This is a genomic window from Streptomyces sp. CNH189 (genome assembly GCF_000527195.1).
The window spans coordinates 29,770-54,485 of the sequence record NZ_AZUS01000021.1; the positions used below are offsets into that span (position 1 = coordinate 29,770).

A 24,716-nucleotide genomic window follows, 5' to 3' on the forward strand; every position below is an offset into this window, starting at 1 on the left:
AGACTAGGTCCTCGGTCCGACAACGACCCAAACGAGGCAGATGCCCTCGGCGCCTCACCGGCCGCCCACCCTCGGCGCCGCCCCGGCCGGACCGTCCTCGGCGCCACGCCGACGGGACCGTCTCCGAGACGCCGCCCCGATCGGACCGCCCTGCGCCCGGCGCCCGGAACCGCCGTCGCCGGTCGGCCGGCCGGTCGTGTGCGCGGCCGGTGCCCGCTACTCCTCGCCCACGCGGCGCCGGTAGACCTCCACCACCCGTTCCAGTGAGACGTCGAGGTAGGACGCCAGCAGTCGCTCGGCCGTGTCCCGGTCGCCCGCCTGAAGAGCCTGGAGGATCTCGACATTTCGCGCGATGTACGGTTCGTGCAGCCGTTGGGGCTCGTCCACCACGTGGAAGGCGAGCCGCAGTTCGGCGAAGACGCTGCGCATCAGCTCGGCGGTGCGCTCGCCGGAGGCCAGGGCGACCAGCTCCTGGTGGAAGTGGATGTTGGCGGTACCCACCGCTTTCCAGTCGCCTTCGCGCGCCGCCCGCTGCCCCTCCGCGACCGCCTCGGCGAGCCCGTCGAGGGCGTAGGGCGGTTCGCCGAGACCGCGTACGACGGCGCACTCGACGAGCCTGCGGGTGCGGTAGATGTCCTCGACGTCCTCGACGGTCAGGACCCGGACGAACACACCCCGGTTGAGCTCGTGGACGAGCAGCCGCTCGTGTGTGAGCAGCCGGAACGCCTCGCGCAGCGTGTTGCGGGAGACCCCGAGGGCGCCGCCGATGCTGTCCTCCGACAAGCGTGTCCCGGGCGGGAAGTACCCCTCGGCGATGCGGCTCCTGAGGATGTCCGCGACGCGCTCGGCGGTGCTGGTGCGGCCCAACAGGGCGCGGTCGTCGGCCAGTCCGCTCATCTGCTCTGCCATGCCGGAATTCAAGCGCACCCGGAAGGATGAAACAACAGGGGTATTGAAGGATCGTTCAACGATCCTCTACCTTGCTTGGGCAGTGGCACGGCTCACTCTTCCCCGCACCCTCCCGTCCCCCTCTGCGAGGTGCCCATGAGCACGACCCCTCCATCGCGCGCCCTGACCGACGCACCACGCCCCGTCAAGCCCGAACCTCCCTCCGAGGACGGGGCGTTCGGCTGGCTGCGGGCGCTGGGCCCGCGCGGCCGCCGCGCCTTCGGCGGCGCGTTCGGCGGCTATGCCCTGGATTCGTACGACTACTTCACGCTGCCGTTGACGATGGTCGCGCTGTCGGCGTACTTCGGTCTGAACAGCGGCCAGACCGGCCTGCTGACGACCGTGACCCTGCTCGTCTCCGCGGTCGGCGGGGCCGTCGCGGGCGTGCTGGCGGACCGCATCGGCCGGGTCAGGGCGCTGCTGCTGACGGTGATCACCTACGCCGTGTTCACCGTGGCCTGCGGATTCGCACCCAACTACGAGACGCTGCTGGTCTTCCGGGCGCTCCAGGGCCTCGGGTTCGGCGGCGAGTGGGCCGTCGGCGCGATCCTGGTCGCCGAGTACGCCGGCGCCCGGCACCGGGGCCGCACCCTCGGCGCGGTACAGAGCGCCTGGGCCGTCGGCTGGGCCCTGGCCGTGATCGTGTACACGGCCGTCTTCTCACTGGTCGACGGCGATCTGGCCTGGCGCGTGATGTTCTGGACCGGCGCGCTGCCCGCGCTGCTCGTGGTGTGGGTGCGGCGTAGCGTGCGCGACGCCCCGGAGGCGGCCGCCGCGCGGGAGCGGAGCCCCCGGACGGGTGCGTTCACGGCGATCTTCCAGCCGGCCCGTGAGGGTTCCCCCGGCCTGCTGCGCACCACGCTGTTCGCCGTTCTGCTCTCCACCGGCGTGCAGGGCGGCTACTACACCCTCGCCACCTGGGTGCCGACCTACCTGAAGTCCGAGCGTGACCTGTCGGTCGTCGGCACCGGCGGCTACCTCACCTTCCTGATCTCCGGTGCCTTCCTCGGCTACCTGACGGGCGGATACCTCACCGACCGGCTGGGCCGCCGACGCAACATCTGGCTGTTCGCCCTGCTGTCGGCGGTGTGCATCGTGGCGTACACGAACATCCCGAGCGGGGCCGACACCCTGGTCCTGGTGCTCGGTTTCCCGCTCGGGTTCTGCATGTCGGCCATCTTCAGCGGCTTCGGCTCGTACCTGAGCGAGCTGTACCCGACGGCGGTGCGCGGCACCGGACAGGGCTTCACCTACAACACCGGGCGCGCCGTGGGCGCCGTCTTCCCCACCACCGTCGGTTTCCTGGCCGACAGCTGGGGCGTGGGCGGGGCCCTGATCTTCGGCGCGATCGGGTACGGCCTGGCGGCGGTGGCGCTGCTGGGGCTGCCGGAGACGCGCGGGAAGGAGCTGGAGTGAATACCGCCGACGACAGCGTGGCCACCGCCGTCGGCGAACGCACCGCCGTGGACGACCGCCCCGTGGTCCTCGCCGACGACGCCACGCGCGCGTGGAGCCCGCGGACGGCCCGTGCCCGGTTCCGGGAGGGCCTGGCGATCCCCACGGCCGGCGTGGCCGCCGGGTACACCCAGGCCAACCTGGTCTCCGTGCCCGCCGACTGGGCCTACGACGTGCTGCTGTTCTGCCAGCGCAACCCCCGCCCGTGCCCGGTCCTCGACGTCACCGACGCCGGTTCCACCACCACTGTGCTCGCCGCCGACGCCGACCTGCGCACCGATCTGCCGCGCTACCGGGTGTGGGAGCACGGCCGGCTGGTGGACGAGCCGACGGACGTGCGGGCGTACTGGCGCGGCGACCTGGTGTCGTTCCTCATCGGCTGCAGCTTCACGTTCGAGTGGGCGCTGGCGGCGGCCGGTGTTCCGCTGCGGCACCTGGAGCAGGGCCGGAACGTTCCGATGTACGTGACGAGTTGGCAGTGCCGGCCGGCGGGGCGGATGAGTGGTCCGATGGTGGTGTCGATGCGGCCGGTGCCGCCCGCGCACCTGTCGGCGGCGATCCGGGAGAGCAGTCTGATGCCGGCGGTGCACGGCGGCCCGGTGCACTGCGGCGACCCGTTCGGGCTGGGCATCGACGATCTGGCCCGTCCCGACTTCGGCGACCCGGTGGACCTCGCCCCGGACGACATCCCGGTGTTCTGGGCGTGCGGGGTGACCCCGCAGGCGGCGGTCGTGGCGTCCCGTCCGCCGTTCGCGATCACCCACGCCCCGGGCCGGATGTTCCTCGGCGACGCCCGGGACGAGCAGTTCCGCGTGGTCTGACCGGCCCGCGCGGCACCAGCAGGAGAGAAACGAAGGATCCATGACCTCGATCGATCTGAACGCCGACCTCGGCGAGGGCTTCGGCCACTGGCGGCTCACCGACGACGAACAGCTGTTGTCGGTGGTGACCAGCGCCAACGTGGCCTGCGGTTTCCACGCCGGGGACGCGCCCACCATGCGCCGGGTGTGCGAGCTCGCCGCCGCGCGCGGGGTACGGATCGGCGCCCAGGTCTCCTACCGGGACCTGGCGGGGTTCGGGCGGCGCCCGATGGACGTGCCGCCCGCCGAGCTGACGGCCGAGGTGGCCTATCAGATCGGCGCGCTGGAGGTGTTCGCCCGCGCGGCCGGGAGCCACGTGGCGTACGTCAAGCCGCACGGCGCGCTCTACAACCGGGCGGTACGGGACGAGGAGCAGGCCCGCGCGGTGGTCGACGGGGTGGTCCTCGCCGACCCCACGCTGCCAGTTCTTGGCCTGCCCGGCTCACGGCTGCTGGAGCTGGCCGGGAAGGCGGGGCTCCCGGCGGTCGAGGAGGCGTTCGCCGACCGCGCGTACACCGACGAGGGGACGCTGGTGCCGCGCGGCGAGGAGGGCGCTCTGGTCACCGACCCCGGCGCCGTCCTCGCGCGGTCGGTGGACCTGGCCCGGCGCGGGGAGGTCGTCGCACGGTCGGGGCGGCGGATCGGGATGCGGGCCCGCTCCCTGTGCCTGCACGGCGACACCCCGGGCGCGGTGGACCTGGCACGGCGCGTACGGGACGCCCTGGAGACGTCCGGTGTGCGTGTGGAGGCCTTCGTATGAGGACGCTGCCCGTCGGTGAGGACGCGCTGCTCGTCGAGGTCGCCTCGGGCGAGGAGGCGCAGGCCCTCCTCGCCGAGCTGCTGCGCCGCCGCGCGGAGGGGTCGCTGACGGCCCGCGAGATCGTCCCGGCGGCCCGCACGGTCCTCCTCGACGGCCTGCCCGACCCCGCCGGACTGGCCGCCGAACTCACCTCACGGCCCGTGCCGCCCGCGCCGCCGCGCCCGGCGGAGACGGTCGCGATCCCGGTGCGCTACGACGGCCCGGACCTGGCGGACGTCGCGGCGCACTGGGGCGTCTCCGTCCCCGAGGTGGCCCGCATCCACGCGGCCACCGACTTCCGCGTCGCGTTCTGTGGGTTCGCCCCCGGTTTCGGCTACCTCACCGGGCTTCCCGCCCGCTACGAGGTGCCCCGCCGGGCGGCGCCGCGCACGTCCGTCCCGGCCGGCTCGGTCGCGCTGGCGGGCCCGTACACGGGCGTCTACCCGCGCTCCTCCCCCGGCGGCTGGCAGCTGATCGGCACGACCGGCCTCGTCCTGTGGGACCACACCCGGGCGCCCGCCGCGCTGCTCTCGCCCGGCACGCGCGTGCGTTTCGTCCCCGTGGGCGCGACGGAGCCGGTGACATGACGGACCGCGCGCTCTCCGTCGTACGGGCGGGAGCCCTGACCACCGTGCAGGACCGCGGCCGGCCCGGCCACGCCCACCTCGGTGTCCCCCGCTCCGGTGCGCTGGACGGTCCCGCGGCCGCGCTCGCCAACCGGCTGGCCGGCAACGGCCCGGACGCGGCCGTCCTGGAGACCACCCTCGACGGCTGTTCCGTGCGCCCGCGTTCGACCGTCACGGTCGCGGTCACCGGGGCGCCCTGCCGGGTGACGGTGGACGGGCGTCCGGCCGCGTGGGGTGCGCCGGTGCGGGTGCGCGCGGGGGCCGTCCTCGACGTCGGACCCGCGGATCACGGCGTGCGGTCGTACGTGGCCGTGTCCGGGGGCGTCGCCGTCGATCCGGTGCTCGGCAGCCGCTCCACGGACCTGCTCTCCGGCCTCGGCCCGACGCCGCTCACGGACGGCACGGTGCTGCCGCTCGGGACGCCGACGGGCCTCCACGCGCGCGTCGACGTGGCCCCGCAGCCGGCGCCGCCCGCCGAGCTCGTCCTCCGCGTGACGCCCGGTCCGCGCGACGACTGGTTCACGGCGGGGGCGCTGCGCCGGTTCACGTCCGGCACCTTCCGCGTCTCCCCGGCGAGCAACCGCATCGGGCTGCGGACCACGGGGCCGGTGCTGGAGCGGGCCTGGCACGAGGAGCTGCCCAGTGAGGGCGTGGTGCTGGGGGCGGTGCAGGTGCCGCCGGCGGGGACGCCGGTGATCTTTCTTGCCGATCATCCGACGACCGGGGGGTATCCGGTGATCGGCGTGGTGCACGCGGTGGATCTGCCGGCGGCGGCGCAGGCTCGGCCGAGGACGCCGGTGCGGTTCGTCGTCGCGAGGGGGCGCGGGGGTTTCTGAGTTCTCCCGCCCCCGCCGCCCCTTCCCGTCCCGACCCCGGGGGCCGCGCCCTCAGACCCTTTTGACGGTCTTGGCGGGCCTCGTCCTCAAACGCCGGACGGGCTGACATGCAGCCCGTCCGGCGTTTGTGGAGTCCCGGAGTCAGACAGCGGTCTCCTCGGGGCCGATCCTGCTGCGGACCGCGGTCTGGACCTCGGCCTCCTCCGCCGGGTCGGCGGCCAGACGGCGGAGGCGGTCGACGACGCGGGTGTCGCCGGTCTCGGCGTGCCGGGCGGCGATCTCGCGGGTGGTCTCCTCGCAGTCCCAGAGGCATTCGACGGCGAAGCCGGTGGCGAAGGAGGGATCGGTGGCGGCGAGGGCCCGGGCTGCCCGGCCGCGCAGATGGGAGGAGGCGGTCTCGCGGTAGATGTGGCGCAGCACGGGGGCCGCGCAGACGATGCCGAGGCGTCCGGCGCCGTCGACGAGGGTCCACAAGGTCGTCGCGTCGGGGCCCTCGCCCCGTACGGACTCGCGCAGTGCCGCGAGGACCAGGTCGCGGTCCCGGGCGCCTCCCCGGCAGGCGAGCACCCGCCCGGCGGCCTCGCCCAGCGCGTCGGGCCGGTGGGCCCAGCCCCGGGCGCGTTCCACGGCGGCCATGCTGCGCATGCGTTCGAAGGCGTCGACGGCGGCCTCCACAACGGCCGTCGTGCCGGTGGTCACGGCGGCCTCGATCAGGTCGAGGACGTCGGGATCGTTGCTGTCGGCGAGATAGCGCAGGGCCGTGCACCGGGCCCCGTCGGTGCCGTCCTGGGCGGCCAGCACGATCTCGGGCCGGTCCTCGGGCCCGGCCACGGCGGACAGGCAGCGGGCGGCCGGCACGTGCAGCGCGGCACCGCGGTCCATGCCCTGCTGGGCCCACTCGAACACGGCCTGGACGCTCCAGCCGGGGCGAGGCCCGGTGGGACGCATCTGCCGTTGCCAACGGTCGAAGGAGCCGGCCTCCTGGGCGGCGCGTACGCGCGCGGAGACGGTGGGGCGCGGGTCGTCGGCCCACAGCCGCCAGGGCCGTGGTTCGAAGGCGTCGCGCACGGTCGCGGCCAGTTCGGCCTCGCCCTCGGGGTCGGTGGCGAACCGCGCAAGCACCGGGGCGGCGAGGGCGCGCAGGCCCGCGTCGTCGTCCCGGAGGGCCAGTTCGTCCAGCGCCCAGGCCCAGTTGGTGCCCTGGGCGGCGTACCTGCGCAACAGGTGGAGCGCGTCCTGCCGCCCGTAGGAGGCGAGGTGGCCGAGGACGGCCAGGGCCAGTCCGGTGCGTGACTCGTCGGTGTCGAGAATGTCCTCGGGGTCGAAGAGGTGGGCCTCGATGGCGTCGAGTCCGCCGTGAAGGTCGAGGTAGAGGCGGGCGTAGTAGAGGGAGCGGTTCTCCACCTGCCAGTCGTGGCGCGGGTCGCGCAGCACGCAGTGGTTCAACGCCGCCAGCGCCTCGGAGCGGGGGGCGGTGAGCGCGTGCAGCGTGCCGTCGCCGCGGCCCCGCTGGAGCAGGCCGAGCAGCGTACCGCTGGGCGCTATGACCGGATCGAACATGGGAAACAGCCTCACATCAAGCGTCGACGCAACCGGGGACCTGCATTACCTGGCCGCGTGACAGCACGTCGGGGCGCCCGCCGTTTCCTGCTCGCTGTAGACCATCTCTCTCTGCCTCTCGTCGGTGGCCCATGCGGACCGCGTCACGGCCCGCGCGGTGCGGCAACACCTGCCCAGCCATCGCGTCCGTGAATCACGTCGTCATGATGACCCGGCGGTCACATCTACCGCGACCGAAATTTCGGCGGCCCTGTACCGCCTCCCCCGTTTTCGTTGTCGTCGCTGGTCGGAGCGCGTGTCTCAGCGATCTTCGAAGAGCTCGAGAAGCTCCGTGCGGGCGAACATCCGGGCCGTGTCGGCGGCCGACGGTGTCCCGGCGGAGGGGTCGGCGCCGGCCTCCAGCAGCGCCTTGGCGACGTCGGTCTCACCCTTGAAGACCGCTCCCGCGAGTGGCGTCTGGCCGCGGTCGTTGACGCGGTCGGCGTCGGCGCCGCGCGCCAGCAGGGCACGGACCGCCTCGGCGTGACCGTGGTAGGCGGCGAGCATCACGAGCGAGTCGCCGCGGTCGTTGGTGAGGTCGGCGGGGACGCCCGCGTCGACGTAGGCGATCAGCTCGTCGGTGCGGCCGCGCCGGGCCAGATCGAAGATCTTGGTCGCCAGCTCCACGACCTCCGGGTCGGGGGCTTCTGTCATCGCCGGACCGCCTCTCACTGCACGGGTTCACGCATCGGGAACAGGGCGTACGTCTGCGCGGGGCGCAGCCGTACGGGTGAATCGCCAGGGTACTGGCTCGGGTGGCACATGACCTGATCTGCCCGAGGTAAAGATCACGGTAGGTCCCCGCGAGGACGCGGGTGATGGATTTCCACCCAGTTGCACCTTTTATCGTATAGATACATTCTGTGATCAGGGAAGTACTCATGGTGACTGCTGTCCCCCGCGAACCAGGAGAACTCACATGATCATCTCGATCTCATGCGTGGTGCTGCTCGGCATCGTCGTCTTCGTCTTCTTCCGCAAGGACGGACTGAAGCTGTCGCACGCCCTGGTGGCGATGCTCTTCGGCTTCTATCTGGCCAGCACGGCCATCGCCCCGAGCATCAAGGCGGGCGGCGAGAGCCTCGCCGGTCTGCTGGGCGGGTTCAAGTTCTGACCCGCCCCACCACGCCCAGCCCGCCCGTACGCACCCTCTGGAGACAGTTGTGGCCCGGCGCCCCCTCCCCCGCATCCTCAGCAACGGCAGCGCCCAGCTCGCCCGGAGCCGGGAGCTGGCCAGGACGGCGGCCGACAGCGCCACGGACGTCCTCCACCCGCTGATCACCATCACGCGCGGGCTGCGCCGGCTGGCCTCGGCCGGACGGCGCAGGTGGGTCGAGACGCCCAAGGAGCGGCGCGGGGCGCTGCTCCTCTCCGTGGCAGCGGTGCTGCTGGGGGTGGCGCTCGCACCGTACGGTCCGCTGCTCGCCGTCGTCACCCTGATGGCGGCGGCGGCCTGGCACGGCCGGGACCGCACATCCGCGGCACCCGCCGGGCCCGCCCCGGGGCAGTTGCAGCGCCTGAAGTCGCTGTACGAGGCCCTGGTGCCCTACTTCTCGACGGCCGACGACCCCGAGCCGCTCTACTTCCACGGGGGCGACTGGGGGAAGGTCTTCTCCGAGTACGAGTTCGACGGCACCGGCCGTCTCGCGCACCTGGTGATCTCCTACCCCGCGTACTTCACGGACGCCGAAACGGCGTCCCGCGCGCGTATCGAGCATCTGCTCGGCGCCAAGTGCGGACGCGGCCGCGAGTACCACTTCGGATGGGACGAGGAAGCCAACCAGCTCACCGTCCGCGTCCTCGCTCCGCTGCCCACGGACATCGCAGCGCAGCCCTTCGTCACGGCCCCCGGCGAGACGGTCCTCGGCTTCACCGACCCCACGCGCGTGCAGCGGACGCTGCCGCTCACCCACGGCGCCCACGGCGAGGAGCAGCGCGACGTGCCGCCCGTGGTGTGGCGCACGGGCATCCGCTCCACGGAGCCGCACCTGCTGGCGGTCGGCCAGCCGGGCAGCGGCACCTCGACGCTGCTGCGCTCCATCGCCCTGCAGGCCCTGCACCACGGCGACGTGGTGATCGTGGACGGCGGCGGGACCGGCGAGTACGCCTGCCTCACCGGCCGGGACGGCGTGCTCGCCGTCGAATGCGGTCTGACGGGGGCGCTGACCAGCCTGGAATGGGCGGCCTCCGAGACCGAGCGCCGGATGGCCGCCGCCGACCGGGCGCACCAGGCGGGCGACCCGCCGCCCGAGGACACGCGGCGTCCCCTGTGGCTGCTGCTGGACCGGCCCGGTGTGTTCACCCACCTCGCCGCGGCGGACGACCGCACGGACCCGCAGTCCCTGCTCCAGGCGCCACTGCGGCACGGCCGCGCCGCGAACGTCACCGTGGTGGTCGCGGAGCAGTTCGACGGTCTGGAGGCCCTGGCGGGCCCGGTGCGGCAGCACACCCGCGCGCGCGTCGTCCTCGGGCCCGCGACGACGGAGCAGCTGGAGACCGTGCTCGGGGCGCCCCCGCACACCACCCCGGTCGACCAGATGCCGCCGGGGCGCGGCTACGCCCGTCTGGGCACGGGACCGGTCCACCGCCTGCAGGTCCCGGCGACCCCGGACCCGTACGACGACGCGACCAGCGACGCCCACCGCCAGGCGGTCCTGGACCTGCTGCCGCCCCGGACCACGCCGGCGGACGAGGAGCCGGAGCTGCTGGAGACCGCGGCGGCGGAGCAGGGGCCGGTGCCGGAGGCCGTACGTCTGGACAAGGCGGCGACGGAGAAGGTCGCGGCTGCGGCGCTGGTGGCGGAGACGGACGCGGAGACGGTGCCCGCGCGTCCGGCACCCGAGGGTACGGCGGTGGCGGAATCCTCCTCGTGACGCCGCCGGTCGCGCAGTCCCCCGCGCCCCTGAATGGATCGCCGGCACCGCCGCCGTCTGCGGGCTTCACGGCCAACGAGGTGCCGGGCACGGGCGGGCGCCGGGTGCGGCTCGATTCGTGGCTGGTCGCGCAGTTCCCCGCGCCCCTGGAGGGGCTGTCGGCACCGTCGCCGTCTGCGGGCAGGCGTGCCGCAGGGCGGCACGGGTGGGCGCAGACGGCACCCCCTCCGGCGGGCCTCACCGACAACGAGGTGCCGGGCAACGTCGGATGCCGGGTGCGGGCCGTCCGCGGCCGGTCGCGCAGTTCCCCGCGTCCCTGAGGGCGTTGCCGCGTTACGCGACGAACGTGCGGGGGGTTTCCGTGCCCGTCGTGCCGCCCGTTTCGACGATGCGGGCCGCCGCCGCCAGGCGGGTGGCCGCCTCGTCGGCGACCGCGCCTCCCACCGTGAACGGCAGCCGCACATACCCTTCGAACGCGCCGTCCACCCCGAAGCGCGGCCCCGACGGCACGCGCACGCCGACCCGCTCCCCCGCCTCCGCCAGCCGCGAGCCGGACAGGCCCCCGGTGCGTACCCAGAGGGTGAGGCCGCCGCCGGGCACCTCGAACTCCCAGTCGGGCAGTTCCCGGCGTACGGCGGCCACCAGTTCGTCGCGGTTCTGCCGCGCCTGGGTGCGCCGCACTTCCACCGCCTGCTCCCAGCCACCGGTGCCGAACAGCCAGTTCACGGCGAGCTGCTCCAGGACGGGCGTGCCGAGGTCGGCGTAGGCGCGGGCGGCGACGAGGCTGCGGATCACGTCCGGCGCGGCGCGCACCCAGCCGATGCGCATCCCGGCCCAGAACGCCTTGCTCGCCGAGCCGACCGTGATCACGGTGGACCCCGCCGGGTCGAACGCGCACACCGGACGCGGCATCTCCACGTCCTCGTCCAGCCACAGCTCGCTCATCGTCTCGTCGGCGACCAGCACCGTGCCGGCCGAGCGGGCCGCATCCACCAGCCCGCGCCGCTGGTCCTCGCCGGCGAGCGCCCCGGTCGGGTTGTGGAAGTCGGCGACGACGTAGGCGATGCGCGGGGCCGCCTCGCGCAGCACCTGGCGCCAGCGGTCCAGGTCCCAGCCGGACAGGCCCTCGGCCATCGCGACGGGGACGAGCCGGGCGCCGGCCTCGCGCATCAGCTGGAGGATGTTCGCGTAGGAGGGCGACTCGACGGCGATCCGTTCGCCGCGTCCGCCGAAGAGGTGGCAGATGGCGTCGATGGCGCCCATCGCGCCGGTCGTGACCATGATCTGCTCGGGCATGGTGGCGATGCCCCGCGCGGTGTAGCGGTCCGCGATCATCGCGCGCAGCGCGGGCAGCCCGGCCGGATAGTCGCCGTGGGTGTGCGCGTACGGCGGGAGCTCCTCCAGCGCGCCCTGGACGGCCCGGGTGAGCCAGGGCTCGGGGGCGGGCAGCGCGGCGCAGCCGAGGTCGATCATGGAGCCCAGGGCCTCGGGCGGCAGCGGCTCCAGCCCCCGTGCCGGGACCGGGTTGCCGGCCGGGACGGCGGTCCAGCTGCCGGCGCCGCGCCGTGACTCGAGGAAGCCCTCACCGCGCAGCGCCTCGTATGCCGCGGCCACGGTGGTGCGGCTCACGGAGAGGGCGAGGGCCAGTTCCCGTTCGGCGGGCAGCCGCGCGGCGACCGGCACCCGGCCTTCGAGAACCAGCAGCCGGATGCCGTCGGCGAGGGCACGGTAGGCGGGCGGCCGCCGGGTCCCGGAGCCCGCCGGACGGTCCTGCTGGGAGTTGAGCAGCCGGGCCAGCTGGGCCGCACCCACTGCGGAAGTCCACTGCGCCATTCGAATCAGTCCACCTTCCCCGGATTGGCCATGGATGACATGACCAGTCAGGCTCCAGGGTGGCATGCATCGGTCCACTTCCACCACAGGGGGCACCTCTTGGCCAGAAACTCGCTCCGTGAGCGGCATCTCGTGCGGCGGCTGTTCCAGCTGTACGGGGGACTGGCCCTGTACGGGGCCAGCTCGGCGCTCCTCGTGCGGTCGGGGCTCGGTCTGGAACCATGGAACGTCCTGCACCAGGGCCTGTCCGAGCGCACCGGGCTGTCGATGGGCGTGGTGCTGACCGCCCTGGGCGCGGCGGTGCTGCTGCTGTGGATACCGCTGCGGCAGCGACCGGGGCTCGGCACGGTCTCCAACGTGCTGGTGATCGGCGCGGCGATGGACGCGACGCTGGCCCTGGTGCCGGACGCGCACGGCATGGCCGTACGCGTGGTGATGATGGCGGCCGGGATCGTGCTGAACGGCGCGGCGACCGGGCTGTACATCGCGGCGCGGTTCGGTCCGGGGCCGCGCGACGGGCTGATGACGGGGCTGAACCGGCGCACGGGGGTGTCGGTGCGTCTGGTCCGCACGCTCATCGAGATCACGGTCGTGGTCACCGGCTTCCTCCTCGGCGGCACGGTCGGCGTGGGCACGCTGCTGTACGCGGTGGCGATCGGCCCGCTCGCCCAGGTGTTCCTGCGGGTCTTCGAGGTCCCGGGGCGGGCCGACGGCACCACGGTCGTTGCCGGCGGGCAGCCCCAGCAGGCCATACTGCGGTCGTGACCCCGCCGATACGCCACCCCTACCTCGACCATCCCGGCCCGCTCGCCTTCGCCCACCGGGGCGGGGCGGCCGACGGGCTGGAGAACACCGTCCGGCAGTTCCGGTGCGCCGTCGAGGCGGGTTACCGGTACATCGAGACCGACGTCCACGCCACGCGCGACGGCCGGCTCGTCGCCTTTCACGACGCCACCCTGGACCGGGTGACGGACGGCGCCGGCCGGATCGCCGACCTGCCCTGGTCCGAGGTGGCGGGGGCGCGGGTGGCCGGTGCCGAGCCGGTGCCCCTGTTCGAGGAGCTGCTGGAAACCTTCCCCGAGGTCCGCTGGAACGTGGACGTGAAGGCCGAACCGGCGCTGCGGCCCCTGCTGGATTTGATCGAGCGCACCGGGTGCTGGGACCGGATCTGCGTCGGCTCGTTCTCCGAGGCGCGGGTGGTGCGCGCCCAGCGGCTGGCCGGGCCGCGGCTGGCCACCTCCTTCGGCACCCGGGGGGTGCTGAACCTGCGGCTGCGGTCCTGGGGGCTGCCGGTCCCGCCGCGCCGGTCGGCGGTCGCCGCGCAGGTGCCCGAGGAGCAGTCGGGCGTCCGGGTCGTCGACGAGCGTTTCGTGCGGGCCGCCCACGCGCGGGGCGTGCAGGTCCACGTGTGGACCGTGAACGAACCGCAACGCATGCACCGGCTTCTCGACCTCGGAGTGGATGGCATCATGACCGATCACATCGACACACTGCGCAAGGTCATGGAGGACCGCGGCACCTGGGTCTGAGACCCCCGCGCCCCGTCGCCTCGGCGCGCACACGGGGAAGCGAGGGCACGGGTGGACACCGACACCGTGCGGTCACCGGCGGCGGACGAGGGCGCCGCGCGGCGGCGCGAACAGCGCGGCTGGTACTTCTACGACTGGGCCTGCTCCGTGTACTCCACGAGCGTGGTCACCGTCTTCCTCGGCCCGTATCTGACCTCGGTCGCCGAGGCGGCGGCGGACGCCGACGGGTTCGTGCACCCCCTGGGCATACCCGTGCGCGCGGGGTCCTTCTTCGCGTACGCGGTGTCCCTCTCGGTGGTCGTGGCCGTGCTGGTGATGCCGCTGGTGGGCGCCGCCGCCGACCGCACCGGACGCAAGAAGCCGCTGCTCGCGGCGGCCGCGTACACCGGTGCCGCCGCGACCGCCGGGATGTTCTTCCTGGACGGCGACCGTTATCTGCTGGGCGGCCTGCTCCTGGTGGTGGCCAACGCCGCGCAGTCGGTCGCGATGATGCTCTACAACTCCTACCTGCCGCAGATCGCTCCGCCGGAGGAGCGCGACGCCGTCTCCTCGCGCGGCTGGGCCTTCGGCTACGCGGCCGGCGCGCTGGTGCTCGTCGCGAACCTCGTCCTCTACACCGGCCATGACAGCTTCGGTGTGTCCGAGAGCATGGCGGTGCGTATCTGCCTGGCCTCGGCGGGTCTGTGGTGGGGCGCGTTCGCCCTGATACCGCTGCGCCGGCTGCGGGACCGCCGCGCGCCCGCCCGGGAGGCGTCCCTGCCCGGCTTCCGGCAGCTCGCGGCGACGGTCCGCGACATGCGCCGGCATCCGCTGACGCTCGCCTTCCTGCTGGCCTATCTGATCTACAACGACGGCATCCAGACGGTGATCTCGCAGGCCTCGGTGTACGGCTCGAAGGAGCTGGGCCTCGGGCAGGCGACGCTGATCGTGGCCGTGCTGCTGGTGCAGGTGCTGGCGGTGGCGGGCGCCCTGATGCTGGGCAGACTGGCCCGGCGGTACGGGGCGAAGCGCACGATCCTCGGCTCGCTGGTCGCCTGGACGCTGACCCTCGCGGCCGGATATTTCCTGCCGGCCGGCGCGCCCACGTGGTTCTTCGTGCTGGCCGCCGGGATCGGTCTGGTCCTCGGCGGCAGCCAGGCCCTGTCCCGGTCCCTGTTCTCCCACCTGGTGCCGCCCGGCAAGGAGGCGGAGTACTTCTCCGCGTACGAGATCAGCGACCGGGGGCTGAGCTGGCTCGGGCCGCTGCTGTTCGGCCTGACCTACCAGCTCACCGGCAGCTACCGGGACGCGATCGTCTCCCTTGTGGGCTTCTTCGTACTGGGATTCGTCCTGCTGGCGCGGGTACCCGTTCGGCGGGCGATCGCCGACGCGGGCAATCCGGTGCCCGAGCGGATTTAGCGTTGGGCGCGAAAGGGCGGTAGTGTACGCGTTTGGCCTGCCAGGCGTACCGTTACTGCGCGTCAAAGATGCCGAACCGCTGTGTGACATCTGTGAATGGATGTGACAAACCGGGCGTCGGTGGGTACTGCACTGGTTGACAAAGGCTGCGGCCACGACGGTGACACATGACCCGGAACGGAACTCCGATCGGGAATCTTTACCGCCGACCGGACGTTGACCGGATGACGACGACAGCGACACCTGTCCTGTGGGCGACAAGCCCGGGAGGCACGATTCATGAGTGAGCGAGCTCTTCGCGGCACGCGCCTCGTGGTGACCAGCTACGAGACGGACCGCGGCATCGACCTGGCCCCGCGCCAGGCCGTGGAGTACGCATGCGAGAAGGGGCACCGCTTCGAGATGCCCTTCTCGGTCGAGGCGGAGATCCCGCCGGAGTGGGAGTGCAAGGTCTGCGGTGCCCAGGCACTCCTGGTGGACGGTGACGGTCCGGAGGAGAAGAAGGCCAAGCCGGCTCGTACGCACTGGGACATGCTGATGGAGCGGCGCACCCGCGAGGAACTCGAAGAGGTCCTCGAGGAGCGTCTCGCCGTTCTGCGGTCCGGTGCGATGAACATCGCGGTGCATCCGCGGGACAGCCGCAAGTCGGCCTGATCCCGGGGTCTGCCCCGCCCGGACGCACAGCGACACAGGACCGCGGGCGCCGTACGTGTACGGCGCCCGCGGTCCTGTGTGCGTGCATGGAATCTTTGTGCTCCACGAACGAACGAACGCCCCGGTCACCCGGGGCGTTCGTTCTTTCTCTTTCGTCGAGCGCGGGGCGCTCTCAGCGCGTCAGCGGCGGGGGCGGGCCCTGCGGGGTGTCCCCCTGGGCGCTGCCCGGCTCGTCCCTGATGACCTCGCCCTGGACGACCTTGCCGTCGGGGCGGTGCATGCGGGCCTGCTGGAAGGCGTCCCCCAGCGAGCCCTGCGACGCGGCGGCCTCACGGAGCTTGCGTTCGAAGGTGCGCTCGGCGTAGCGGCTCACGGCCTTCTGGACCGGCGGCACCAGCAGGAGCAGGCCCAGCGCGTCGGAGATCAGGCCGGGGATGATCAGCAGCAGGCCACCCAGCATCATCAGGCCGTTGCCCTCGCTGTTCGGCCGGGACCCGGCGGCCACGGTGCCGCTCTGCTGCTGTTGCAGCGTCTCGGTGAGGTTCTTGAAGGCCCGGCGGCCGGCCCGCTTGATGACGACCGAGCCCAGGACGACGCCGGCCACCAGGACCAGGAAGACCACCAGGCCGTTGGACGCCCCGGCGACCAGGGTCAGCAGCCAGATCTCCAGCACCAGCCAGACGGCGACACCCAGCGGCAGCAGCGTGCGCAGCCGGGAACGCCGGGGCCGGACGGGGTACGGGGTCTGCGCGCCAGTCGTCATACTCCCAGTGTGCCTGGGTCCGGCTCAGCGCGGGATAAGCGGCCCCGGTGGCCGCGGGACCGCGGCGGCTACGACGTGGGGCGGTCGCCGCCCGGGGTGGTCTCCTTGACCGGGGCGGCCTTGCCGGCCCGGGCCTGGCGGGGCTTGTCTTCGGCGTGGCCGAGGACCTTGCCGACCCTCTCCCCCACGCCCCACGCGGTGACCCGCCACAGCGCCTCGACGAGGATGTCCCGGCTCATCTTCGAGTCACCGAGCTCGCGCTCGACGAAGGTGATGGGCACCTCGACGACGTGGTAGCCGGCCTTCACCGCGCGCCGGGCCAGGTCGACCTGGAAGCAGTACCCCTGGGAGGCCACCTCTTCGAGGCCGAGACCCTCCAGGGTCTCGCGGCGGAACGCGCGGAAGCCGCCGGTGATGTCACGCAGCGGCAGGTCGAGCGCCAGACGCGAGTAGAGGCTGCCGCCGCGCGAGATGACCTCCCGCGACTTCGGCCAGTTGACCACCCGGCCGCCCGGCACCCAGCGCGAGCCGAGCACCAGGTCGGCGCCCTTGAGGGCGGTCAGCAGGCGGGGCAGCTCCTCGGGCTGGTGGGAGCCGTCGGCGTCCATTTCGACGAGGACGCCGTAGCCGTGCTCCAGGCCCCAGCGGAAGCCCGCGAGGTAGGCCGCGCCGAGGCCTTCCTTGCCCTTGCGGTGCAGCACCTGGACGTTTCCGTCCTCGGCCGCCAGCTCGTCGGCGAGCTTGCCGGTACCGTCGGGGCTGTTGTCGTCGGCCACGAGGACGTGCGCGTCCGGAACGGCCTTGCGCACGCGGCCGACGATCGCCTTGATGTTCTCCGCCTCGTTGTAGGTCGGGATGATCACCAGAGCCGTACCGAGCGGGCCGAAGTTCCGCCCCTGGGATCCTGCCGCGAGGGTCCCGCCGCCGTCGTTCACTGCTGCCCCTTCATGTCCTGTGCGCAGGGTCCCACCTTAGTGGGCGCGTACTGCGTCGGCGTGACAGGACGTTCATATGGTGGTGTCGTTTCCCGAAGATCGGGTAGGCACACCTGTTTCCCGCCGGTGGACGGGGACAGCGGATGGGGGCCCGGCGCCCTTCGGGCCGGCCTGGGATCCGCCGGCTGCGGATCGACCTGAAGCCGTTGTCTACTGAGCGCCCGGGCCCCACCCGGGGTCGCACCTCCCCGGCCGGCGGACACGTCCCTCGGCTCCGCGCCGCGCTGAGCCTGGCTCCCAGTGGCGGTGCCCCGGTGCGGCACACCGCCCCTGACCCAGCGGCGCTGACACGAGTGGCCGGACGTTCTCCGGTCGGGCGTCCGGTGGTGGACCCGGCCGAACCTACCGGCCCCCTGCGGCCGCCTGTCAACAGCCGTTCGACCTGCGCAGTGTGGTTCAAACGCCTGGTCAGAGGCGAGGATGCGCAGGTCGCGCGACGGGGGCACGGCGCATGATCGCCGCCGCGCCGCCCATGCAGATCACTCGCCCGGCCGTACGAAGACCGTCCGGCCGCCGACCACCGTGCGGAGGCAAACGGGCAGGTCACGGCCGGGGGTGAGGTCGGGCAGGCCGGGGGTGCCGGACCTGGGGTCGGTGGACCAGCGGGCCACGCGGTCGTCGGGTGCCTGGACGACGAGTGCGCCGGTACGCCAGACGGCGTAGTCGGCGGGGGCACCCGGCACGAGGACGCCCGCGTCGTCCCGTCCGGTCGCCCGCCAGCCGCCGCGGGTGTGGGCGGTGAAGGCGGCGCGCACGGAGACGCGGTGCTCGGGGGTGTGGTGGAAGGCCGCCGCGCGGACCGTGCCCCACGGGTCCAGCGGGGTGACGGGGCTGTCGGAGCCGAAGGCGAGCGGGACGCCGGCCCGCAGCAGCGCCGCGAACGGGTTGAGCGTGCGGGCCCGGTCGGCGCCCAGGCGCTGCGCGTACATGCCGCCCTCGCCGCCCCACAGGGCGTCGAAGGCGGGCTGCACCGAGGCGGTGAGGCCGAGTTCGGCGAACGCGGCGATCGTCTCCGGGGTGACCATCTCGGCATGCTCGACACGGTGCCGGGCGGCACGTACACGGGCGAGGCCGAGCCTCTCGGCCGCCGCGCGGACGCCGACGACCACTGTGGTCACTGCGGCGTCTCCGATGGCGTGGAAGCCCGCCTGGAGGCCCGCCTCGGTGCAGGCGATCACGTGGGCGGCCACCGCGTCGGCGTCGAGGTGCGCGGTGCCGGTGTGGGCGGCGTCGGCGTACGGCTCGTGCAGGCAGGCCGTGTGGGAGCCCAGGGCGCCGTCGGCGAACAGGTCGCCCGCCGCACCGAGCGCCCCCAGCTCACGCGCCTTGGCGACGTCCTGCTCGGCCCAGTAGCCGACGACGCGGGGGCCTGCCTCCTCGCGGGCGAGGCGCAGCAGACCGGTGAAGTCGTCCTCGGAGGAGATCTCCGGTCCGCCGCACTCGTGCACCGTGCCGATGCCGAGGGAGGCGGCGTGCGCGAGGGCGGCGCGCTGGGCGGCGGTGCGCTGGGCCGGGGTGACGGCGGCCAGCGCGGTGGCGCGTACGGCGTGGTGGTCGTCCCCGGTGAGCGGCCGGTCCTCGCGCGTCACGCCGCCCGCGACGAGGTCGAGCAGGGCGGTGGAGACGACGGCGGAGTGCACGTCGATGCGGCTGAGGTAGAGGGGGCGGGCGCCGGTGGCCTCGTCCAGTTCCGCGCGCGTCGGGGGACGGCCGCCGGGCCAGCGGGCGGCGTCCCAGCCGTGGCCGAGCAGCACCCGGTCCTGCGGACGGTCGGCGGCGAACTCCCGGACCCGGGCGAGGGCGTCCTCGAGGGAGGCGGCGGTGGACAGGTCCAGGCCGGTGAGGGCGAGGCCGGTGGCCGTGGTGTGGACGTGCGCGTCCGTGAACGCCGGGGTGACCAGCGCCCCGTCGAGGTCGATCACCTCGTCGACCCCGTCCGCGAAGGCGTCGGCGGCGCCCTCGGAGCCGACCCAGGCGACCTGGCCGCGCTCGACGACCATCGCGGTGGCGAAGGGGTCGGCGGGGCTGTGTACCTCGCCGCGGCGGAGCAGGACGGTGGGCGATGGGGCGGTGCGTTCACTCATGCCCACAGTCTCGCGCGCCCCGGCTCCCACCCCACACGCAGGTCCCCTCCCACCCGCGGGCACACGCGTGGGGGCGTGGGCGCGCCCGCACGCGTGCGGTCAGGGGTGACCGGCCCGCCTTGCGGCAGCGCCCGGCACGATCCGGTGGCGCGCCGCGCGCACGCCGACCCCACGCACGGAGCGCCCCGCGCATGCCGGCCCCGTGGCACGGCACCGGCCGTAGAGGTCGGCGCCGGACTGCCGGCAGAGGTCCCTGCGACCAACAGATGAGCGGCGCCCGTCGCCCCCGACCGGCGACGTGCGAGCGGCGTCCACCGCGCGCGCCGACGCGGGCCGGGCGCACCGGGCGGGGCCGCCCGGCGCCGCCGCCGGCGGACGCACGCGCGGCGCCGCCCGTCGGCCGGCCCGCCGCCGGCACGGAAAGCGCTGTCACCGGAGCGTGTCCGTCGGGTGGGTCAGATGCGTGGTGGGCGGGCCTCGTACGGGGTGGAGAGGACGACCGTCGTGCGGGTCGACACGCCCGCCAAGGAGCGCAGCCGGGCGAGGAGTTCCTCGAGTTCGTGCGGGGTGGAGACGCGCACCTTGAGGATGTAGTTCTCGTCGCCCGCCACGCTGTGGCACGCCTCGATCTCGGGGACGCCGGCCAGCCGGTCCGCGATGTCGTCGGGGGCGCTGGGGTCGAACGGTTTGACCGAGATGAAGGCGGTCATCGGCAGGCCGACGGCCTCCGGGTCGACCACCGCGGCGTAGCCGCGGATGACACCGCGCTGCTCCAGCCGCCGCACCCGCTGGTGCACGGCCGACGTGGACAGGCCCGTGGCCTTGCCCAGGTCCGTGTAGCTCATCCGCCCGTCCTTGACGAGCAGCTGCACGATCTGTCGATCCAGCTCCTCCATGGCGCCGAACCTACAGTGCCCTTGATCGCCCCGGATACCGGAACGGCGCCGCGGGAGCGCCGGGGACGGCACCTGCGAGCGGCATGTGACGAACGCCACAGCCTTTGCGCCGTCTCCGTGATGTTCTCGTGATTACCCCCCAGGGGTGGCGGGAAGTGCTTGCTGTGGTCGAGGCCGCAGTGCCTGAACGGCCCAGCTCGAGGGGGAGTACCCAATGCAGAGTCTTAAGCGCCCTGGCCGTACCACGTCCAAGCGGCAGCAGCCGGTCGTCGTGCCCGAGCCGGAGTACGTCGAACCCGGCACCCCAGACGACGAATCCGACGCGTACGACACGTTCGAGATGTTCCGGGTGGTGTGCCCGGACTGCTCGCAGCCCATCGCCCTCCTGGCGGACGAGGAGGTCCTGCCGGAGCACGCGCTGTGCGCCTCGCCGTGGAACCCGTTCGGGCTCACGGTCTGCGCCGGCACCGGCCGCCGCGCGTCCGAGGCCCGGCCGGCGGACGAGTCGGTCACGCCCCAGGAGCAGGACACGGCCCTGTTGCTGACGCTCCCTCAGGGGCTCGACTGGCGCACCCAGCCCTTCTCGCACGTCGGCGGACCGGGCTCCCGCCCGATCCGGTTCCCGGCGATGCGGCGCGACGCCGCCTGAGCGCGGACCGGCCCGAGGGTGGCGCGCTCCGTCACCCTCGTTCCTGACGATCGTCCTCCGCACGGGACACCCGTGAACGCACGCCCTATTCGGGGGGTCGGTGACCCACCCGCCCGCTTCCGCGTTGGCCGGGCATGACGACCCCCACGTACTCGACGACCGGGCGTCAGCGCCACGTCTTCGTGCCGCCGCCCGTCGAGGCGGCCGCCGCCCCGCCGCCACAGCTCCCGGACCCGCCCATCTACCGCGAACTGATGCGGACCTGGGCGGACCGGGGCCGCACGCTGCCGGGACGGCACGATCCGGAGTGGACCCGGCTCGCCGAGCCCTGGCGGGGCTTCGGCCGGTTCAGCGCGTCTCCGGCCCCGCGAGGTGGCGGGCGATGACCATGCGCTGGATCTGGTTGGTGCCCTCGACGATCTGCAGGACCTTCGCCTCGCGCATGTAACGCTCGGCGGGGAAGTCGGCGGTGTAGCCGTAGCCGCCGAGGATCTGCACGGCGTCGGTGGCGACCCGCATCGCGGTGTCGGTGCAGTGCAGCTTGGCCATGGCGGCCTGCCGGGCGAACGGCCGGCCCGCGTCGCGCAGCCGGGCCGCCGCCAGGTACAGCGCCCGTCCGGCCTCGATCTGCGTGGCCATGTCGGCGAGCATGAAGCGCAGCCCCTGGAAGTCCGCGATGGGCCGGCCGAACTGGCGCCGTTCGGTCGCGTAGCCGAGCGCCTCGTCGAGCGCCGCCTGTGCGACGCCGATGGCGCACGCGGCGATGCCGAGCCGGCCGCCGTCCAGGGCCGACAGGGCGATGGCGAAGCCTTGCCCCTCGTCGCCGATGCGGCGCGTGTCCGGGACCCGGACGCCGTCGAAGTGGACCTGGGCGGTGGGCGAGCCCTTCATGCCCATCTTCTTCTCGGGTGCGGCCGCGCCGACGCCCTCGGTCCCGGCGGGCACCAGGAAGGCGCTGATGCCGCGCGGGCCCTCGACGCCGGTGCGGGCCATGACGGTGTAGAAGTCGGCGACCCCGCCGTGCGTGATCCATGCCTTGGTGCCGTCGATCACCCAGTCGTCCCCGTCGCGGACCGCGCGGGTGCGCAGGGAGGCCGCGTCGGAGCCGGAGGAGGGCTCGGAGAGGCAGTAGGCGCCGAGCAGACCGCCGCCGAGCATCGCGGGCAGGTGCTCGGCCCGCTGCTCCTTGGTCCCGAACGCGGCGAGCGGGTAGGAGGCCAGGGTGTGCACGCTGACACCGAGTGCCACGGTGAGGCGGGCCCGGGCGAGCTCCTCGAGGACCTGGAGGTAGACCTCGTACGGCTGGTCGCCGCCGCCGTACTCGGAGTCGTAGGGCAGGCCGAGCAGGCCGGACTCGGACAGCAGGGTGAACAGCTCGCGCGGGAAGCGGCCCGCTTCCTCCTCCTCGGCGGCCCTGGGGGCGACCTCGCGTTGGGCGATGTCGCGGACGAGCGAGATCAAATCCCGGGCCTCGTCCGTGGGCAGTTGCCGGTCCACCGGCTGCGGGGCGCGGTCGGGCATGGCGTCGCTCTCCTCCCTGTCGGGCACCTACGGCGTGCGCCTGGGGTGGAGGCCGCATCGCCGGGTCGTGTCAGTGCCTCGCCGATGCTCGCACTCCCGGGTCTCGGAAGCTGCTGACCAGCGGCTGTGCGCTGTGAGTATGCCCGATCGGCGGCACCGCGTCACCAGTTAACGACCGCTTACTTCGCGACACCTTCGCGTCACCTTCCACGCACAGCCCGGGACCCCCTTGCCGATCACATTGGTCCGCACCATTGACCAACTGGTCTAGTCCTTCTAGGGTTTCGCCCCAAACCGAGTCACCGCGTTCATGCCAAGCAACGCGGCTCCCCTCCCCCACGAGGAGACACCGGATGCCATCCCCCCACCGCCCCCGCACCCTGCGGGCGCTCGTGTCCGCCGCCTGCGCCGCCGTGCTCGGCGCCGGACTGCTCGCCGGCGCGGGCACCTCGACCGCCACCGCGGCGACCTCGGCTCAGGAGGCCGCCGCCGGGTCCAAGGTCGTCGGCTACTTCACCGAATGGGGCACGTACGACCGGAAGTACTACGTCAAGAACATCGAGACGTCCGGTTCCGCGGACCGGCTCACCCACATCAACTACGCCTTCGGCAACGTCACCGGCGGCAAGTGCGCCATCGGCGACTCCTACGCGGCCACCGAGCGCGCCTACACCGCCGAGGAGTCCGTCGACGGGGTCGCCGACACCTGGGACCAGCCCCTGCGCGGCACCTTCAACCAGCTGCGCGAGCTGAAGGCCGAGCACCCGGACCTCAAGGTGATCTGGTCGTTCGGCGGCTGGACCTGGTCCGGCGGCTTCGGCGAGGCCGCGAAGGACCCGGCCGCGTTCGCGCGGTCCTGCCTCGACCTGGTCGAGGACCCGCGCTGGGCCGACGTCTTCGACGGCATCGACATCGACTGGGAGTACCCGAACGCCTGCGGCGCCACCTGCGACACCAGCGGCCGGGACGCCTACCGCAGGCTGATGTCGGCGCTGCGCACCACCTTCGGCCCGGACAGCCTGGTCACCGCCGCGATCCCGGCGGACGCCACCGAGGGCGGCAAGATCGACGCGGCCGACTACGCGGGCGCGGCACAGTACGTCGACTGGTACAACCCGATGACGTACGACTTCTTCGGCGCCTGGGACACCGCGGGGCCGACCGCCCCGCACTCGCCGCTGACCTCGTACGACGGCATCCCGAAGGCGGAGTACCACAGCGCCGCCACCCTCACGAAGCTGACCGGGCTGGGTGTCCCCGCGGACAAGCTGCTGCTCGGCATCGGCTTCTACGGCCGCGGCTGGACCGGCGTCACCCGGGCGGAGCCCGGCGGTACCGCGACCGGGCCCGCGCCCGGCACGTACGAGGCGGGGATCGACGACTACAAGGTCCTCAAGGACAGGTGCCCGGCGACCGGCACGGTCGGCGGCACCGCCTACGCCAAGTGCGGCGACCAGTGGTGGAGCTACGACACCCCGGCGACCGTCGCCTCCAAGACGGACTGGAAGAACCAGCAGGGTCTGGGCGGCACGTTCTTCTGGGAGCTCAGCGGCGACACCGCGGACGGCGAGCTGATCAAGGCCATCCGGTAGCGGCCTGAGCCGGGAGGCGCGCGGGGCGGGGTTCCACGGGGGGACTCCCGCCCCGCGTCTCCCCCGGCGGCCGGCCGCCGGTCCTCCGTCAGCCGCCGGTCCTGGGTCAGCCGTCGGTCCTCCGTCACCCGTCGCGGCGCGCGGCCTCCGGGGCCGGGTGGGCGGGGTCCAGTTCCTCGACGGCGCGCATGGCGCCGCCGAGCGTCTTCACCAGCAGCTCGCACATGGTCGCGCGGGGCAGTTCGGCGCGGTCGATCCAGGCCAGCACCGCGCCCTCCACGCTGCACACCCAGGCCAGCAGAGCCATGCGGGCCACCGGGGCGACGTCGGAGCGTCCGTAGGCGCCCTCGGCGATGGTGGCGACGATCGCCTCGCGCACGCCGTCCCGGATGGCGTGCACCTCGGCGTCGAAGCCGACGCCGCCGCTCACGATCGCGCGGTACGCGGCCTGGTTGTGCTCGGCGTAGCGCAGATAGCTGTCGATGGTGCGATGCACCCGCTCCACGGGCGGCAGTTCGTCACCGCTCGACGCCAGGGTCACCAGCCCGGCCACCGAGTCCTCGATGATCGCCAGGTAGTAGCCCCGCTTGGACTGGAAGTAGTAGTAGATCAGGCCCTTGGCGACCTGTGCCTGGCGCGCGATGTCGTCCATCGAGAGCGCGTCGTAGGACCGGTCGGCGAACAAGCGGCGCCCGATGGCGATGAGTTCGGCACGGCGGGCCGACGCCCGCCGGCCGGCGCGGACCGAAGGGCGCACGACGGACTGCTGACTGGTGTTCACTGTCGACCCAGGTCTCCTGCGGGGG

Annotated in this window: 24 protein-coding genes; 14 read left to right on the forward strand and 10 right to left on the reverse strand. The window is 73.4% G+C overall.

Features of this window, described 5'->3' with window-relative positions; all coding sequences use genetic code 11:
* Positions 1–216: 216 nt before the first annotated feature.
* Positions 217–909, reverse strand: coding sequence for a GntR family transcriptional regulator (locus tag B100_RS0125790; protein ID WP_024887304.1), 693 nt, complete (start codon positions 907–909; stop codon positions 217–219).
* 135 nt (positions 910–1,044) lie between these two features.
* On the opposite strand from B100_RS0125790, the gene B100_RS0125795 reads away from it, so the two are divergent.
* From B100_RS0125795 to B100_RS0125815, 5 genes are read left to right on the forward strand one after another with little or no spacing between them, the layout of a single operon-like run.
* Positions 1,045–2,364 carry an MFS transporter gene (locus B100_RS0125795; RefSeq protein ID WP_024887305.1) on the forward strand — a complete coding sequence of 440 codons (1,320 nt, stop codon included), beginning with the start codon at positions 1,045–1,047 and terminating at the stop codon, positions 2,362–2,364.
* Positions 2,361–3,224, forward strand: coding sequence for a putative hydro-lyase (locus tag B100_RS0125800; protein WP_024887306.1), 864 nt, complete (start codon positions 2,361–2,363; stop codon positions 3,222–3,224). Before B100_RS0125795 ends, B100_RS0125800 begins: the two co-directional genes overlap by 4 nt.
* A 40-nt stretch (positions 3,225–3,264) precedes the next feature.
* Positions 3,265–4,023 carry a 5-oxoprolinase subunit PxpA gene (locus tag B100_RS0125805; RefSeq protein WP_024887307.1) on the forward strand — a complete coding sequence of 253 codons (759 nt, stop codon included), beginning with the start codon at positions 3,265–3,267 and terminating at the stop codon, positions 4,021–4,023.
* Entirely contained in the window at positions 4,020–4,649 is a 630-nt protein-coding gene (locus B100_RS0125810; RefSeq protein WP_024887308.1) for a 5-oxoprolinase subunit B family protein, read from the forward strand. The genes B100_RS0125805 and B100_RS0125810 overlap by 4 nt, the downstream gene beginning before the upstream one ends.
* Positions 4,646–5,524, forward strand: a complete 879-nt coding sequence (locus B100_RS0125815; RefSeq protein WP_024887309.1) for a 5-oxoprolinase subunit C family protein — start codon at positions 4,646–4,648, stop codon at positions 5,522–5,524. Before B100_RS0125810 ends, B100_RS0125815 begins: the two co-directional genes overlap by 4 nt.
* A gap of 141 nt (positions 5,525–5,665) precedes the next feature.
* Here the strand turns inward: B100_RS0125815 and B100_RS0125820 are convergent, their stop codons facing one another.
* Both B100_RS0125820 and B100_RS0125825 read right to left on the reverse strand, forming a co-directional pair.
* Positions 5,666–7,084 carry a hypothetical protein gene (locus tag B100_RS0125820; protein WP_024887310.1) on the reverse strand — a complete coding sequence of 473 codons (1,419 nt, stop codon included), beginning with the start codon at positions 7,082–7,084 and terminating at the stop codon, positions 5,666–5,668.
* 300 nt (positions 7,085–7,384) lie between these two features.
* Positions 7,385–7,777, reverse strand: coding sequence for an ankyrin repeat domain-containing protein (locus B100_RS0125825; protein WP_024887311.1), 393 nt, complete (start codon positions 7,775–7,777; stop codon positions 7,385–7,387).
* 265 nt (positions 7,778–8,042) lie between these two features.
* Between B100_RS0125825 and B100_RS0125830 the strand changes: the two genes are divergently transcribed.
* Together B100_RS0125830 and B100_RS0125835 are read left to right on the forward strand one after the other, a co-directional pair.
* On the forward strand, positions 8,043–8,237 hold the full coding sequence (locus tag B100_RS0125830; protein WP_024887312.1) for a hypothetical protein: 195 nt from the start codon (positions 8,043–8,045) through the stop codon (positions 8,235–8,237).
* 49 nt (positions 8,238–8,286) lie between these two features.
* Positions 8,287–9,996 carry a membrane protein gene (locus B100_RS0125835; protein ID WP_024887313.1) on the forward strand — a complete coding sequence of 570 codons (1,710 nt, stop codon included), beginning with the start codon at positions 8,287–8,289 and terminating at the stop codon, positions 9,994–9,996.
* A 333-nt stretch (positions 9,997–10,329) separates the two neighbouring features.
* On the opposite strand, the gene B100_RS0125840 is transcribed toward B100_RS0125835, so the two are convergent.
* Entirely contained in the window at positions 10,330–11,829 is a 1,500-nt protein-coding gene (locus tag B100_RS0125840) for an SCO1417 family PLP biosynthesis transcription factor (protein WP_024887314.1), read from the reverse strand.
* Positions 11,830–11,928: 99 nt separating this feature from the next.
* On the opposite strand from B100_RS0125840, the gene yczE reads away from it, so the two are divergent.
* The 4 genes from yczE (at position 11,929) to B100_RS0125860 (ending at position 15,410) form a co-directional block, all read left to right on the forward strand.
* Positions 11,929–12,594: a membrane protein YczE gene (gene yczE, locus B100_RS0125845; protein WP_024887315.1), complete on the forward strand. Its 666-nt coding sequence runs from the start codon at positions 11,929–11,931 to the stop codon at positions 12,592–12,594.
* The gene (locus B100_RS0125850) at positions 12,591–13,358 is read left to right on the forward strand and encodes a glycerophosphodiester phosphodiesterase family protein (RefSeq protein ID WP_024887316.1); all 768 of its coding nucleotides are present in this window, start codon (positions 12,591–12,593) and stop codon (positions 13,356–13,358) included. Before yczE ends, B100_RS0125850 begins: the two co-directional genes overlap by 4 nt.
* Before the next feature lie 51 nt (positions 13,359–13,409).
* Positions 13,410–14,756 carry an MFS transporter gene (locus tag B100_RS0125855; RefSeq protein ID WP_024887317.1) on the forward strand — a complete coding sequence of 449 codons (1,347 nt, stop codon included), beginning with the start codon at positions 13,410–13,412 and terminating at the stop codon, positions 14,754–14,756.
* Positions 14,757–15,035: 279 nt separating this feature from the next.
* Positions 15,036–15,410: an RNA polymerase-binding protein RbpA gene (locus B100_RS0125860; protein ID WP_003977404.1), complete on the forward strand. Its 375-nt coding sequence runs from the start codon at positions 15,036–15,038 to the stop codon at positions 15,408–15,410.
* A gap of 172 nt (positions 15,411–15,582) precedes the next feature.
* On the opposite strand, the gene fxsA is transcribed toward B100_RS0125860, so the two are convergent.
* The 4 genes from fxsA to B100_RS0125880 all read right to left on the reverse strand — a co-directional run bounded on the left by fxsA (position 15,583) and on the right by B100_RS0125880 (position 20,148).
* A complete protein-coding gene (gene fxsA / locus B100_RS0125865; protein ID WP_024887318.1) occupies positions 15,583–16,173 on the reverse strand; it encodes an FxsA family membrane protein in 591 nt (196 codons plus the stop codon).
* Between the two features lie 68 nt (positions 16,174–16,241).
* Entirely contained in the window at positions 16,242–17,108 is an 867-nt protein-coding gene (locus B100_RS0125870) for a polyprenol monophosphomannose synthase (protein WP_024887319.1), read from the reverse strand.
* A 539-nt stretch (positions 17,109–17,647) separates the two neighbouring features.
* A complete protein-coding gene (locus tag B100_RS0125875; RefSeq protein WP_024887320.1) occupies positions 17,648–19,252 on the reverse strand; it encodes an amidohydrolase in 1,605 nt (534 codons plus the stop codon).
* A 455-nt stretch (positions 19,253–19,707) separates the two neighbouring features.
* On the reverse strand, positions 19,708–20,148 hold the full coding sequence (locus tag B100_RS0125880) for an Lrp/AsnC family transcriptional regulator (protein WP_024887321.1): 441 nt from the start codon (positions 20,146–20,148) through the stop codon (positions 19,708–19,710).
* A gap of 214 nt (positions 20,149–20,362) precedes the next feature.
* Here B100_RS0125880 and B100_RS0125885 point away from each other — a divergent pair, with 214 nt between their 5' ends.
* Together B100_RS0125885 and B100_RS0125890 are read left to right on the forward strand one after the other, a co-directional pair.
* Positions 20,363–20,797, forward strand: a complete 435-nt coding sequence (locus tag B100_RS0125885) for a hypothetical protein (RefSeq protein ID WP_024887322.1) — start codon at positions 20,363–20,365, stop codon at positions 20,795–20,797.
* 134 nt (positions 20,798–20,931) lie between these two features.
* Positions 20,932–21,183: a hypothetical protein gene (locus B100_RS0125890; RefSeq protein WP_024887323.1), complete on the forward strand. Its 252-nt coding sequence runs from the start codon at positions 20,932–20,934 to the stop codon at positions 21,181–21,183.
* On the opposite strand, the gene B100_RS0125895 is transcribed toward B100_RS0125890, so the two are convergent.
* A complete protein-coding gene (locus tag B100_RS0125895) occupies positions 21,146–22,318 on the reverse strand; it encodes an acyl-CoA dehydrogenase family protein (protein ID WP_024887324.1) in 1,173 nt (390 codons plus the stop codon). The genes B100_RS0125890 and B100_RS0125895 overlap by 38 nt on opposite strands.
* A 353-nt stretch (positions 22,319–22,671) precedes the next feature.
* On the opposite strand from B100_RS0125895, the gene B100_RS0125900 reads away from it, so the two are divergent.
* The gene (locus B100_RS0125900) at positions 22,672–23,910 is read left to right on the forward strand and encodes a glycoside hydrolase family 18 protein (RefSeq protein WP_024887325.1); all 1,239 of its coding nucleotides are present in this window, start codon (positions 22,672–22,674) and stop codon (positions 23,908–23,910) included.
* 124 nt (positions 23,911–24,034) lie between these two features.
* On the opposite strand, the gene B100_RS0125905 is transcribed toward B100_RS0125900, so the two are convergent.
* Positions 24,035–24,691 carry a TetR/AcrR family transcriptional regulator gene (locus B100_RS0125905; protein ID WP_024887326.1) on the reverse strand — a complete coding sequence of 219 codons (657 nt, stop codon included), beginning with the start codon at positions 24,689–24,691 and terminating at the stop codon, positions 24,035–24,037.
* Positions 24,692–24,716: the final 25 nt, after the last annotated feature.

What these genes read in the sequence shown, in the direction of transcription:
- B100_RS0125790 (WP_024887304.1), bottom strand. Translation starts at nt 909, where the DNA reads ATGGCAGAGCAGATGAGCGGACTGGCCGACGACCGCGCCCTGTTGGGC.
- B100_RS0125795 (WP_024887305.1), top strand. Translation starts at nt 1,045, where the DNA reads ATGAGCACGACCCCTCCATCGCGCGCCCTGACCGACGCACCACGCCCC.
- B100_RS0125805 (WP_024887307.1), top strand. Translation starts at nt 3,265, where the DNA reads ATGACCTCGATCGATCTGAACGCCGACCTCGGCGAGGGCTTCGGCCAC.
- B100_RS0125810 (WP_024887308.1), top strand. Translation starts at nt 4,020, where the DNA reads ATGAGGACGCTGCCCGTCGGTGAGGACGCGCTGCTCGTCGAGGTCGCC.
- B100_RS0125815 (WP_024887309.1), top strand. Translation starts at nt 4,646, where the DNA reads ATGACGGACCGCGCGCTCTCCGTCGTACGGGCGGGAGCCCTGACCACC.
- B100_RS0125820 (WP_024887310.1), bottom strand. Translation starts at nt 7,084, where the DNA reads ATGTTCGATCCGGTCATAGCGCCCAGCGGTACGCTGCTCGGCCTGCTC.
- B100_RS0125825 (WP_024887311.1), bottom strand. Translation starts at nt 7,777, where the DNA reads ATGACAGAAGCCCCCGACCCGGAGGTCGTGGAGCTGGCGACCAAGATC.
- B100_RS0125830 (WP_024887312.1), top strand. Translation starts at nt 8,043, where the DNA reads ATGATCATCTCGATCTCATGCGTGGTGCTGCTCGGCATCGTCGTCTTC.
- B100_RS0125840 (WP_024887314.1), bottom strand. Translation starts at nt 11,829, where the DNA reads ATGGCGCAGTGGACTTCCGCAGTGGGTGCGGCCCAGCTGGCCCGGCTG.
- B100_RS0125860 (WP_003977404.1), top strand. Translation starts at nt 15,036, where the DNA reads ATGAGTGAGCGAGCTCTTCGCGGCACGCGCCTCGTGGTGACCAGCTAC.
- fxsA (WP_024887318.1), bottom strand. Translation starts at nt 16,173, where the DNA reads ATGACGACTGGCGCGCAGACCCCGTACCCCGTCCGGCCCCGGCGTTCC.
- B100_RS0125875 (WP_024887320.1), bottom strand. Translation starts at nt 19,252, where the DNA reads ATGAGTGAACGCACCGCCCCATCGCCCACCGTCCTGCTCCGCCGCGGC.
- B100_RS0125880 (WP_024887321.1), bottom strand. Translation starts at nt 20,148, where the DNA reads ATGGAGGAGCTGGATCGACAGATCGTGCAGCTGCTCGTCAAGGACGGG.
- B100_RS0125885 (WP_024887322.1), top strand. Translation starts at nt 20,363, where the DNA reads ATGCAGAGTCTTAAGCGCCCTGGCCGTACCACGTCCAAGCGGCAGCAG.
- B100_RS0125890 (WP_024887323.1), top strand. Translation starts at nt 20,932, where the DNA reads ATGACGACCCCCACGTACTCGACGACCGGGCGTCAGCGCCACGTCTTC.
- B100_RS0125895 (WP_024887324.1), bottom strand. Translation starts at nt 22,318, where the DNA reads ATGCCCGACCGCGCCCCGCAGCCGGTGGACCGGCAACTGCCCACGGAC.
- B100_RS0125900 (WP_024887325.1), top strand. Translation starts at nt 22,672, where the DNA reads ATGCCATCCCCCCACCGCCCCCGCACCCTGCGGGCGCTCGTGTCCGCC.